Raw genomic sequence first — 13,608 nt, forward strand, 5'->3', positions numbered from 1 at the left:
ATCATCATGAGAAAAACACCAGCTCAAACTGAGAAAAAAATGGTCTACAGCATCCGTTCCCTCAAAAATGGAACTGGTTCTGTCCTTATCGGCGCAAGCCTTGTCCTACTTGCTATGGCTACGCCAACTATCTCAGCCAACGAAAGTACACCAACCACTAACGCAAGTAATAGTGAAACTACTACTGCCCTTGCCCAACCTCTTACTGATGCAACAAACATCGCTGGCAAGAACGAAAGCGATTTTTCTTCACCTAACAATGCAAACGCTTCCCTAGAGAAAAAAGAAGAAAAACCTGCAACAGAGCCAACCACTCCTGTTGCAAGCCCAGCCGACTCAGCAACACAAACCGGACAAGATCGTTCAAGCGAGCCAACTACTTCTACTAGTCCAGTAACGACTGAAACTAAGGCAGAAGAGCCAATCGAAGACAACTACTTCCGTATCCATGTCAAAAAACTTCCGGAAGAAAACAAGGATGCTCAAGGACTATGGACTTGGGACGATGTTGAAAAACCTTCTGAAAACTGGCCTAACGGAGCCCTGTCCTTTAAGGATGCCAAAAAAGATGACTATGGCTACTACCTAGATGTCAAATTAAAGGGAGAACAAGCCAAGAAAATTAGCTTCCTCATCAACAATACAGCTGGGAAAAATCTAACCGGCGATAAATCGGCAGAAAAACTGGCACCAAAAATGAACGAGGCTTGGTTGGACCAAGATTACAAAGTTTTCTCTTACGAACCACAACCTGCAGGGACTATTCGCGTCAACTACTACCGCACAGATGGCAACTATGACAAGAAATCTCTCTGGTACTGGGGAGATGTGAAAAATCCAAGTAGCGCTCAATGGCCTGACGGAACAGACTTTACGGCTACAGGCAAATATGGCCGCTATATCGACATTCCTCTTAAGGACGCCGCCAAAGAATTCGGCTTTTTACTATTAGATGAGAGCAAACAAGGAGACGACGTGAAAATCCGTAAAGAAGATTATAAGTTCACAGATTTGAAAAATCATAGCCAAATTTTCCTAAAAGATGATGACGAAACGATTTACACAAATCCATACTATGTCCATGATATCCGCATGACAGGGGCTCAGCACGTAGGAACTTCTAGCATTGAAAGTAGTTTTTCAACACTAGTCGGTGCCAAAAAAGAAGATATCCTCAAACACTCCAACATCACTAATCACCTAGGAAACAAAGTAACTATTACCGATGTTGCAATCGATGAAGCTGGTAAGAAAGTGACTTACAGCGGAGATTTCTCAGATACAAAACATCCATATACTGTTAGCTACAATTCCGACCAATTTACTACCAAAACAAGCTGGCGTCTTAAAGATGAGACTTACAGTTATGATGGCAAACTTGGAGCCGACCTCAAAGAAGAAGGAAAACAGGTTGATTTAACTCTTTGGTCACCAAGTGCTGATAAGGTTTCTGTCGTTGTCTACGACAAGAATAACCCTGAAAAAGTGGTTGGAACTGTCGCTCTTGAAAAAGGGGAAAGAGGAACTTGGAAACAAACTCTAGATAGCACAAACAAACTCGGAATCACTGATTTCACTGGCTACTATTATCAATACCAAATCGAGCGTCAAGGGAAAACTGTTCTTGCACTCGATCCTTACGCTAAGTCCCTCGCTGCTTGGAATAGTGACGATGCCAAGATTGACGATGCCCATAAAGTGGCTAAAGCTGCCTTTGTAGATCCAGCTAAATTAGGACCTCAAGACTTGACTTATGGTAAGATTCACAACTTCAAGACTCGTGAAGATGCCGTTATCTACGAAGCTCATGTGCGTGACTTCACTTCAGATCCTGCCATCGCAAAAGACTTGACCAAACCATTTGGGACTTTTGAAGCCTTTATTGAAAAACTAGACTATCTCAAAGACTTAGGTGTGACCCACATCCAGCTCCTTCCAGTCTTGTCTTACTACTTTGTCAATGAATTGAAAAACCATGAACGCTTGTCTGACTATGCTTCAAGCAACAGCAATTACAACTGGGGATATGACCCTCAAAACTACTTCTCATTGACTGGTATGTACTCAAGCGATCCTAAAAATCCAGAAAAACGAATCGCAGAATTTAAAAACCTCATCAACGAGATCCACAAACGTGGCATGGGAGCTATCCTGGACGTAGTGTATAACCATACAGCCAAAGTCGATATCTTTGAAGACCTAGAGCCAAACTACTACCACTTTATGGATGCTGATGGGACACCTCGCACTAGCTTTGGTGGTGGACGTTTGGGGACAACCCACCATATGACCAAACGGATTCTAGTTGACTCTATCAAATATCTGGTTGATACCTACAAAGTAGATGGATTCCGCTTTGATATGATGGGAGACCATGATGCGGCTTCTATCGAAGAAGCTTACAAGGCTGCACGCGCCCTCAATCCAAACCTCATCATGTTAGGCGAAGGTTGGAGAACCTATGCCGGTGATGAAAACATGCCTACTAAAGCTGCTGACCAAGATTGGATGAAACATACCGATACTGTCGCTGTCTTCTCAGATGACATACGTAACAACCTCAAGTCTGGTTATCCAAACGAAGGTCAACCTGCCTTTATCACAGGTGGCAAGCGTGATATCAACACTATCTTCAAAAATCTCATTGCTCAACCAACCAATTTTGAAGCTGACAGCCCTGGAGATGTTATCCAGTACATCGCAGCCCATGATAACTTGACCCTCTTTGACATCATCGCCCAGTCTATCAAAAAAGACCCAAGCAAGGCTGAGAATTATGCTGAAATCCATCGTCGTTTGCGACTTGGAAACCTCATGGTCTTGACAGCTCAAGGAACTCCATTTATCCACTCTGGTCAGGAATACGGACGTACTAAACAATTCCGTGACCCAGCCTACAAGACTCCAGTAGCGGAGGATAAGGTTCCAAACAAATCTCACTTGTTGCGTGATAAGGATGGCAATCCATTTGACTATCCTTACTTCATCCATGACTCTTACGATTCGAGTGATGCTATTAACAAGTTTGACTGGACTAAGGCTACAGATGGTAAAGCTTATCCTGAAAATATCAAGAGCCGTGACTATATGAAAGGTTTGATTGCCCTTCGTCAATCTACAGATGCCTTCCGACTTAAGAGCCTACAAGATATCAAAGACCGTATCCACCTCATCACTGTGCCAGGTCAAAATGGTGTAGAAAAAGAGGATGTAGTAATTGGCTACCAAATTACTGCTCCAAACGGTGATATCTACGCAGTCTTTGTCAACGCGGATGAAAAAGCTCGCGAATTTAATTTGGGAACTGCCTTTGCCCACCTCAGAAATGCTGAAGTTTTGGCAGATGAAAACCAAGCAGGGCCAGTAGGAATTGCCAACCCGAAAGGACTTGAGTGGACTGAAAAAGGCTTGAAATTGAATGCCCTTACAGCTACTGTTCTTCGAGTCTCTCAAGGCGGTGCCATCGTTGCCCCAGCTGTGGAAGAAAAACCAGAATTTGAGCTTTCTAGCTTAAAACAAGAACACGGTCAAAATAACGGCCAAGACAATATGTCAAACCGAGTAGACAAACCGGAACAGCAAACTCCAGCTCCACAAACTAAACCTGATTCTGCAAAACCAGATACAAAAGTAGCTGATACAGAAGATAAACCTAGCCAAGCTACAACTGATTCACAAGCTTCACAACCAGCACAAGAAGCACAAGCATCATCTGTAAGTGAAGCTGTTCGAAACGAATCGGTAGATAACTCTAACAAGGAAAATATACCTGCAACTCCAGCTAAACAAGCTGAACTTCCAAATACAGGAACCAAAAACGATAACAAACTTCTGTTTGCAGGAATCAGCCTCCTTGCACTCCTAGGTCTCGGTTTCTTGCTAAAAAACAAAAAAGAGAACTAAACTAGCCCTCCTATAGAACAATCCCCCAAGCATTATAGCTCGGGGGATTGATTTTTGTACAATATTTATTTTCCTAATAGGCTTGATTAGGATTTTTTATTTAGCCTCTTTCATGGCAAAATAAGCCCGAACTTTGGGTGCTACTTGTGTTCCGAAGAGTTCAATAGCTCTTAGAACTTGTTCATGAGGCATAGAACCAAGCGGTAGATGGAGCATGAAGCGGTCCAAACCTAAATCCTCAATCATGCGAATCAATTTTTCTGCCACCTGATCTGGATTGCCCACAAACATGGCGCCATTGGGTCCAACTTGCTCCAAATATTGTTCATAACGCAATTCCTGCCAGTGTGGACGGTCTTTGGAAATAGCATCCACTACTTGCTTGGTCGGATGGAAATAATCTTTCACAGCTTGCTCGCCATCCTCATCAATCCACCCCCAAGAATGAGCTCCGACCTTTAGTTCATGACTGGTATGGCCCGCTTCACTCCCAATCTCACGATAAGCCTGAATCAACTTTTTAAAATAACGCGGATTGCCACCAATAATGGCATAGACAATCGGTAGACCTGCCTGAGCAATCTTCACAGTTGATTCGACATGACCACCTGTCGCTATCCACAAGGGCAATTTGTCCTGAACTGGACGAGGATAAACTTCTTTGCCAGAGATTGTTTGGGTCAAGCGCCCTTGCCAGTCTAGTTTTGTCTTTTCATTGACTAACTGGAGCAAATCTAATTTCTCATCAAAGAGAGCTTCGTAGTCTTTCAAATCATAGCCAAACAGAGGAAATGATTCCGTGAAAGAACCCCTTCCAGCCATAATCTCCGCACGTCCATTTGACAAAGCATCTATAGTGGCATACTGTTGGAACAAACGAATCGGATCCATGCTTGAGAGAATGCTGACTGCACTGGTCAAACGGATTTTCTTGGTATTGACTGCCCCAGCTGCCAGAACAATCTCTGGGGCAGATACTGCAAAGTCTTCCCGATGATGTTCCCCAATCCCATACACATCCAAACCAACCTTGTCAGCCAGTTCAATTTCTGCCACCAACTGACGAATGCGTTCGGCATGACTGTAAGTCTGTCCAATCCCTTCAAGCTCCGTTGTTTCCCCAAATGTTGAAATTCCTAATTCTACCATTGCAATTCTCCTTGTCTACCTCTGTCCTTCATTTTGAAAAATTATTCTAACACGAATCTTGAGTACAAGCAACCAATTTGCTCACAAGAAAAAGCCTAGATAACTAGACTTTTTTGGCTTATTCTACCGTTACTGACTTAGCAAGGTTACGTGGTTTATCCACATCAAGGCCACGGTGTAGGGTTGCAAAGTAAGCGACCAATTGTGTTGGTACGACCATTGAGATTGGTGAGAGGTAAGGGTGGACGGTCGTAAGAACGATGTCGTCTGTCTCTTTAGCAACATTCTCTTCTGCTATAGTGAGGACTTTGGCACCACGGGCTGCCACCTCTTGGATATTTCCACGAGTGTGGTTGGCAAGAACTGGATCTGACAAGAGGGCCAAGACAGGCGTTCCTTCTTCAATCAAGGCAATGGTTCCGTGCTTTAGTTCTCCTGCCGCAAAGCCTTCACACTGGATATAAGAAATCTCTTTAAGTTTGAGACTTGCTTCCATGGCTACGTAGTAATCTTGACCACGCCCAATATAAAAGGCGTTGCGAGTTGTTTCAAGAAGCTCACGAACCTTGGCTTCAATGGTTTCTTTCTCTGAAAGAGTTGATTCGATAGACTGAGCTACGATTGACAACTCATGAACCAAGTCAAAGGCTTGCGCCTTAGCATTACCATTTGCTTCTCCTACTGCTTTTGCTAAGAAGGCAAGGGCTGCAATTTGTGCTGTATAAGCCTTGGTCGAGGCTACGGCAATTTCAGGACCTGCATGAAGGAGCATGGTATGGTTAGCTTCACGAGAAAGAGTTGAACCTGGGACGTTTGTCACTGTCAAGCTTGGGATTCCCATTTCATTAGCCTTGACCAAAACCTGACGGCTATCTGCTGTTTCACCAGACTGGCTGATAAAGATGAAGAGTGGTTTCTTGCTGAGAAGTGGCATACCGTAGCCCCACTCAGATGAGATTCCAAGTTCAACTGGTGTATCTGTCAATTCTTCCAACATTTTCTTAGAAGCAAATCCTGCGTGGTAAGATGTTCCAGCTGCAAGGATGTAGATACGGTCTGCGTCTTGAACAGCCTGGATGATAGCTGGGTCTACGACAACTTGACCAGCCTCATCTGTGTAGGCTTGGATGAGTTTACGCATAACCGTTGGTTGCTCATCGATTTCCTTGAGCATGTAGTAAGGATAAGTTCCCTTACCGATATCTGACAAATCAAGCTCAGCAGTGTAGCTAGCACGCTCACGACTGTTACCATCATAGTCTTGAACTTCCACGCTATCAGCCTTGACGATTACCAACTCTTGGTCATGAATTTCCATGTATTGGTTGGTTTCACGAATCATAGCCATGGCGTCTGAGCAGACCATGTTGTAGCCATCTCCAAGACCAATCAAGAGTGGTGATTTATTCTTCGCTACATAAATGGCATCTGGATTTTCAGAGTCAATCAAGGCAAAGGCATAAGAACCACGGATGATATGAAGGGCTTTTTTGAAGGCTTCAAGAACTGACAAACCGTCTTCTTCCGCAAATTTTCCAATCAAATGAACGGCTATTTCCGTATCTGTTTGCCCTTTGAAGTGGTGACCTGCAAGGTATTCTTCCTTGATTTCAAGGTAGTTCTCAATCACCCCATTGTGAACCAAGACAAAACGTTCTGTCTCAGAGCGGTGTGGGTGAGCATTGTCTTCAGTTGGTTTCCCGTGAGTTGCCCAACGAGTATGTCCGATACCAGTTGTTCCCTCAACACCAGCTGTCTTGGCAGACAATTCTGCGATACGACCAACAGCCTTAACCAGGTGATTTTCAGCACCACCTAGGACAAAAATCCCCGCAGAATCATAGCCACGGTATTCGAGCTTTTCAAGCCCTTGAATCAAAATATCAGTTGCATTTGTGTTTCCAACAACACCAACAATTCCACACATAGTATATACGACACAGCCAAGCTGTGCTTTCTCCTTAAAATTGGTATAGTCTGATTCCTCTTTTATAGAACCAGCAAAAACAGTATATACTTGTTTCTTTCACTTGTCAAGAGTAAAAATTGGTATAGTTCACATTAACTTCTTGTAAACAAAAAACTCTGACCAATTAGGATAATCAGTCAGAGTCCTTTTTAAAATCCATTATTATCGCTTAATTCCTTGAACCAGTGCCCTGATTTCTTCAGACGACGTTCTTGCGTTTCCAAGTCTAATTCGACCAAACCATAGCGATTTTTATAGCTGTTGAGCCATGACCAGCAATCAATAAAGGTCCAGATTAAGTATCCTTTACAGTTGGCTCCATCTTCAATAGCACGGTGAAGTTCACGAAGATGACCTTTTACAAAGTCAATACGGTAATCATCTTGAATCATTCCATCTTGACGGAATTTTTCTTCCCCTTCAACACCCATACCATTCTCAGTCAACATCCACTCAATATTGCCATAATTCCCCTTGATATTTTGGGCAATGTCATAAATCCCCTGCTCATAAATCTCCCAGCCACGATGAGGATTGATTTTACGTCCAGGCATAACATAAGGTTCGTAAAAATGTTCTGGCAAAAGAGGACTCTCTGGATTCTTAGCAAATCGAGGAGCCATAACACGCAAAGGTTGATAGTAGTTGACACCAAGGAAGTCCACCGTATTGTCACGAATGAGCTCCAACTCCTCCTCTGTGGCATCAGGCAAGAGACCGTATTCATGTAAGATTTCTACCAACTCCTGTGGATAAGTCCCTAAAACAGATGGGTCTAAGAAAGATTGGGCCTGAAAAAGGTCCGCAATACGAGCCGCCTTGACATCAGCAGGATGCTGGCTACGTGGATAAGCCGGTGTCAAGTTTAAGACAATCCCAATCTTGGAAGCTGGCAAAAGTTCATGACAAGCCTTAACCGCCCGACTGCTGGCCAATTGTGTGTGATAGGCTACTTTAACCGCCGCTTCTGCATCCACCTTATGTGGATAATGGGCATCGTAAAAATAGCCAAATTCCACAGGAACGATGGGCTCGTTAAAGGTAATCCATTGATCCACTAAATCTCCATAAGTCTCAAAACAAAAACGAGCATAGTCTTCATAAGCTGAGACAGTCGCCTTATTTTCCCAACCATCACCATCTTCTTGAAGAGCAAAAGGCAGATCAAAATGATAGAGATTGACTAAAAGACGAATTCCTTTAGCCTTAATAGCCTCAAAAACCTTACGATAGAAATCCACACCTTGAGCATTGACTTCCCCACGCCCTTGTGGAAAAATCCGTGACCATTGAATAGAAGTCCGAAAGGCTGTGTGACCAGTTTCTACCAGTAGCTCAATATCCTGTTCCCAATTTTCATAAAAGGTCGATGTCTTATCTGGACCAATTCCATTATAGTAGCGATTTGGCTCCACTTGGTACCAATAATCCCAGAGATTATCTCCCTTACCGTCACCAGCTACACGTCCTTCTGTCTGTGGCCCAGAAGTAGAGGATCCCCAGACAAAATCCTTTGGAAATCTTAGCATACATTTACCTCTTTATCTACTCATTTTTCCCATTATACAGAAAAAACAAGGTAAAAACTAGTTACATTTTTTCCTTGTTTTTCTTCTGATTATAGTTTTTATTTCTTGCTGAGAATTTCAAGCGTTTCAAGCACGTTATCTGCATGAACCTCGATGGTGTCACCAGTCGCTTTAATCTTCACTTCTACGATGCCATCGGCTGCTTTCTTCCCAACAGTGATACGGATTGGCAATCCAATCAAGTCGCTATCGCTGAATTTGACTCCGACACGTTCGTTACGGTCATCTGTCAAGACTTCGTAACCAGCTCCCATCAAGCTTGCTTCAAGCTTTTCTGTCAAGGCTTGCGCTTCTTCGTCCTTGACATTGACAGTAATCAAATGCACATCAAATGGTGCCAATTCTTTAGGGAAGTTGATTCCCCAAGCGTAACGGTATTCACCTTTTGGCGTTTTATTGACAAAGAGGCGAGCGTGTTGCTCCATCACTGCTGAAAGGAGACGGCTGACACCGATACCGTAACATCCCATGATGATTGGCACAGCACGGCCATTTTCATCCAAAACATCTGCTCCCATGCTTGCTGAATAGCGAGTGCCGAGTTTGAAGATGTGACCAATTTCGATACCACGCGCAAAGTTAAGAACTCCTTGCCCGTCTGGGGAAATTTCACCCTCACGAACTTCACGGATATCCACATATTCTGCAGTAAAGTCACGACCTGGATTCACACCAGTCAAGTGGTAGCCATCTTCGTTAGCACCGACAACTGCATTGCGAACATCTTGCACCTTACGGTCGGCAATAATTTTAATATTCTCTGGCAAACCAACTGGTCCAAGTGAACCAAATCCTGCTTGAACAAGATTCGCCACTTCTTCTTCACTAGCAACGTCAAAGAAATCTGCTCCCAAGTGGTTTTTCAACTTGACTTCGTTGAGTTGGTCATTCCCAACTAGAAGGGCTGCAATAAGCTCACCATCTGCCATGTAAAATAGAGTTTTAATCGTTTGTTCTTCTGGGACGTTTAGGAAAGCTGCAACTTCATCGATTGATTTAACATCTGGAGTTGAAACACGAGTCACTTCTTCTTCAGCGACAACACGGTTGCTTGGTTTGTACTCATTTGTTGCCATTTCCAAGTTGGCCGCATAGCTAGATTCACTTGAGTAAGCAATCGTATCTTCACCAGAAACCATCCATTTGAGCAATTCTGCCTTGATTTCTTCTTGCACTTCTGCAGGAATTTCATCAAATGATGCAACTGACTTGTCCAAGACAACCCAGCGGTCAAGGTCTGTACGGGCAGGTGTAATGGCCATAAATTCCTGGCTGTCCTTACCACCCATGGCTCCACCATCACCGATAATAGCCTTAAAATCTAAACCACTACGAGTGAAAATACGCTCATAAGCAGCCTTGTACTCATCATAAACACTGTCCAAGCTATCATAGTTAGCATGAAAACTGTAAGCATCTTTCATGATGAACTCACGTGTACGAAGAAGTCCATTACGTGGGCGTTTTTCATCACGATACTTAGGCTGGATTTGATAAAGGTTCAGCGGCAATTGCTTGTAAGACTTAACAGAATCACGAACAATAGCTGTAAATGTTTCTTCGTGAGTTGGACCTAGGATAAAGTCTGACTTTTCACGATTTTTTAGTTTGTAAAGGTCTTCACCGTAAGTTTCGTAACGACCTGATTCGCGCCACAATTCTGCACTAAGAAGAGCAGGAGCCAACATCTCAACAGCACCAATCTTGTCGAATTCTTGGCGCATGATATTTTTGGCTTTTTCAATCACACGGTTGGCAAGTGGCAGGTAAGAATAAACACCTGCTGAAACTTGGCGAACATAACCAGCTCGCAACATAAGAGCGTGGCTGATAACTTGAGCATCGCTTGGCATTTCGCGAAGCGTTGGGATAGGCATTTTACTTTGTTTCATAATATTCCTCGATTATCTAAAAAAGAGTCGCATGATGTCATTCCAGGTCACAGCAATCATCAAGACAACCATGATGACCACTCCGGCCAAGGTGACATAGGTTTCAATTTCTTGTTTCAATGGTTTGCGGCGGATAGCTTCTAGGATATTGAGCACAATCTTACCACCATCCAGGGCTGGAATCGGAATAAGATTAAAAATCCCAATATTGATGGAAATCATTGCTAAGAAGTACAAGACATTCTCAATTCCATTTTTTGCAGCATCACTACTTGCCTTAAAGATGGCAACAGGTCCACCTAGCTTGTTCAAATCCGGCTGGAAAATCAGATTTTTCAGAGCTGATAAAATTCTAAGCGCTGAGTCGGCAGCGGTTCTAAAACCACCTACAAACATGGACAGAAAATCCGACTTAATCCCCGGTTGAACACCTAGAAGGTAACGACCTTGATTTTCTTCTGGGGTAACCGTAACTTGTTTGTCACTACCCTTTTCTGAAATAGTCACATCCAAAGTCGGGGCTGTCTTATCTTTGGTTTCTATCTCCACAGCCTGAATCAAACTTTCCCAGTTACTAATCTCATGTGAGCCAATCTTGGTAATCTGTGCTGTTTCTGGCACTCCTACCTTAGCCAAGGCCCCTTGGGGCATGACATGGAACTGGTTGGTATCAACATCTCTGACGCCCCCCTGCATAAAGATTAAAATCCAAAAAACAACGACACCTAAGATAAAGTTGTTCATAGGACCTGCAAAGTTAGTAATCAGTTTCCCCCAGATAGTTGCATTTTGATATTGAACATCTAGAGGAGCAATCCGAACCTCAGTTCCGTCTGCTTCCACAACCGTTGCATCATGATCCACTGCAAATGTTTTTTCTTCTTCCAGAACCAAGCCCTTGATAAAGAGCTTGTCTTCAAAGTCAAACTGGGTCACCTGCATAGGGAGGGCCGTTTGATCTAATTTTTTACCTGAAAGATTGATGCGTTTAACCTTACCATCAGCAGCAAGGGTCAAACTGACAGGAGTTCCTGTCTTGATTTCAGTCGTATCATCACCCCAACCAGCCATACGGACATAGCCACCCAGAGGCAAAATTCGAATAGTGTAGGCCGTTCCATCCTTGCCAATATGAGCAAAGATTTTGGGTCCCATACCGATGGCAAATTCACGCACTAGAATTCCTGATTTCTTGGCAAAGTAGAAGTGTCCGAACTCGTGCACCACCACAATAATCCCAAAAACCAGAATAAAGGTTAAAATTCCGAGCATTCTATCTTCCTTTCTCTAAAAGAGTCCAAATAAGTGCATGATTGGAAATACAAGCAACATACTGTCGAAGCGATCCAAAACACCACCATGTCCAGGGATAAATTTCCCAGAATCCTTGACACCAAAGTGACGCTTAATCGAACTTTCTAGTAAATCACCAAATTGTCCAGCAATGCTAAAGAAAATAGCAAAGATTGACATCTTGTAAATTCCATACGGAAGAGCAACTGTTCTGTCAAACATCATAAAGATGATGGTTACTAAAATAGCACCTAAAATACCACCCAAGGCACCCTCAAAGGTTTTATTTGGAGAAACTGTCGGAGCTAATTTTCGTTTACCATAGTTCATTCCTACAAGATAGGCACCACTGTCAGTCGCCCAGACGATACACAAGGCCAAGAGAGCCTTATCTAAACCTGCGACACGAGCATCTAGTAAAGCATTAAATCCAAAGCCAACATAGAAACTCATAGCAAGAGGGAAAACAGCGTCCTCAATCGTATAAGACTTGCTAAAAACGGTCGTTCCTAACATGATTGAAATCAAAACACTATAGGCAACCACATTCCCATCAACTGGTAAAAAAGTCAGATAATTCTCCAAGGGAATGGTCAAGGCAAAGGTTGCAAAGAGGGTCAAGAGGCCCTCCATAGTCATGGTCTCTAGACCTCTCATCTTCAAAAGTTCATGCATGGCTAGCATGGCTATGATTCCAATTGCTATCTGCAGCAAGAGTCCTCCAATCATTAAAATCGGTAGGAAAATAGCCAGGGCAATCCCTGCAAACAAGGTTCTTTTCTGTAAATCCTGTGTCATATTTCCTCCTAAACTCCTCCAAATCGGCGATGACGACGATTGTAGGCAAGAATGGCTTCCTGCAAGGCCGCCTCGTCAAAATCAGGCCACAAGGTATCCGTAAAATAGAGCTCACTATAGGCTCCCTGCCATGGAAGGAAATTGCTCAAACGCAATTCTCCACTAGTACGGATAATCAAGTCTGGGTCTCGTAACTCCTTAGGTAAATGCTGGGTAAAAAGATAATTACCAATCAATTCCTCTGTGATGTCACCTGGGTTGATTTTGGCATCTAAAACATCCTGAGAAATCAACTTAAGAGCCTGTGTAATCTCAGCACGTCCACCATAGTTGAGGGCAAAATTCAGAATCAAACCTGTATTGTTCTTAGTTAATTCCTCAGCCTTGGTCAGAGCTTCAAAGGTTTGCTTAGGCAGGCGGTCTGTTTCCCCAATCATTTGAATCTTAACATTATTCGCATGCAATTCCGGGACATAATTATCATAAAACTCTACTGGCAAGTTCATGATAAACTTGACTTCCTGATCTGGACGGGTCCAGTTCTCTGTAGAAAAAGCATAGACCGTAATAACCTTAACGCCTAGTTTGTTGGCTGCCTTGGTCACAGTTTGCAATGCTTCCATGCCCGCCTTGTGTCCGAAGACTCGCGGTTGCATACGTTTTTTAGCCCAACGGCCATTGCCATCCATGATGATGCCGATATGAGCAGGAACCTGTGTCGGAACCTCTACTTCCACAGCCTTATCTTTCTTAAAAAATCCAAACATGATCTTATTCCTATTCAAAAATCTATCGTTTCATTATACCATATTTCCCTATTTTCTTCTATCACTAAGCTATTTATACTCTTCGAAAATCTCTTCAAACCACGTCAGCTCTATCTGCAACCTCAAAACAGTGTTTTGAGCAACCTGCGGTTAGCTTCCTAGTTTACACTTTGATTTTCATTGAGTATTATTCTCAGGCACAAAGCCCATTTTTCAAAAAAATAAAGCCGCCTGATTGGGCGACTTTA

General features: G+C 43.2%; 8 protein-coding genes. 1 reads left to right on the forward strand and 7 read right to left on the reverse strand.

Annotated features, from left to right (window positions below):
* Window positions 1-6: 6 nt before the first annotated feature.
* On the forward strand, window positions 7-3,903 hold the full coding sequence (locus KV696_RS05615; protein ID WP_219967083.1) for a pullulanase: 3,897 nt from the start codon (window positions 7-9) through the stop codon (window positions 3,901-3,903).
* A 96-nt stretch (window positions 3,904-3,999) separates the two neighbouring features.
* Here the strand turns inward: KV696_RS05615 and KV696_RS05620 are convergent, their stop codons facing one another.
* From KV696_RS05620 to KV696_RS05650, 7 genes are all read right to left on the reverse strand, one after another.
* A complete protein-coding gene (locus KV696_RS05620) occupies window positions 4,000-5,052 on the reverse strand; it encodes an LLM class flavin-dependent oxidoreductase (RefSeq protein WP_219967084.1) in 1,053 nt (350 codons plus the stop codon).
* A 118-nt stretch (window positions 5,053-5,170) separates the two neighbouring features.
* Complete coding sequence (gene glmS, locus KV696_RS05625; RefSeq protein ID WP_219967085.1) at window positions 5,171-6,979, reverse strand: glutamine--fructose-6-phosphate transaminase (isomerizing); 1,809 nt, start codon at window positions 6,977-6,979, stop codon at window positions 5,171-5,173.
* Window positions 6,980-7,170: 191 nt separating this feature from the next.
* Entirely contained in the window at window positions 7,171-8,550 is a 1,380-nt protein-coding gene (bglA, locus tag KV696_RS05630) for a glycoside hydrolase family 1 protein (RefSeq protein ID WP_219967086.1), read from the reverse strand.
* Window positions 8,551-8,648: 98 nt separating this feature from the next.
* Window positions 8,649-10,502 (reverse strand): proline--tRNA ligase, encoded by a 1,854-nt coding sequence (locus tag KV696_RS05635; protein WP_219967087.1) that lies wholly within the window; start codon window positions 10,500-10,502, stop codon window positions 8,649-8,651.
* A gap of 12 nt (window positions 10,503-10,514) precedes the next feature.
* Window positions 10,515-11,774 carry an RIP metalloprotease RseP gene (gene rseP / locus KV696_RS05640; protein WP_219967088.1) on the reverse strand — a complete coding sequence of 420 codons (1,260 nt, stop codon included), beginning with the start codon at window positions 11,772-11,774 and terminating at the stop codon, window positions 10,515-10,517.
* A 15-nt stretch (window positions 11,775-11,789) separates the two neighbouring features.
* The gene (locus KV696_RS05645; RefSeq protein WP_219967089.1) at window positions 11,790-12,593 is read right to left on the reverse strand and encodes a phosphatidate cytidylyltransferase; all 804 of its coding nucleotides are present in this window, start codon (window positions 12,591-12,593) and stop codon (window positions 11,790-11,792) included.
* 8 nt (window positions 12,594-12,601) lie between these two features.
* On the reverse strand, window positions 12,602-13,360 hold the full coding sequence (locus KV696_RS05650; protein ID WP_000466722.1) for an isoprenyl transferase: 759 nt from the start codon (window positions 13,358-13,360) through the stop codon (window positions 12,602-12,604).
* Window positions 13,361-13,608 lie beyond the last annotated feature (248 nt).

Source organism: Streptococcus humanilactis, assembly GCF_019448275.1.
GTDB lineage: Bacteria > Bacillota > Bacilli > Lactobacillales > Streptococcaceae > Streptococcus > Streptococcus humanilactis.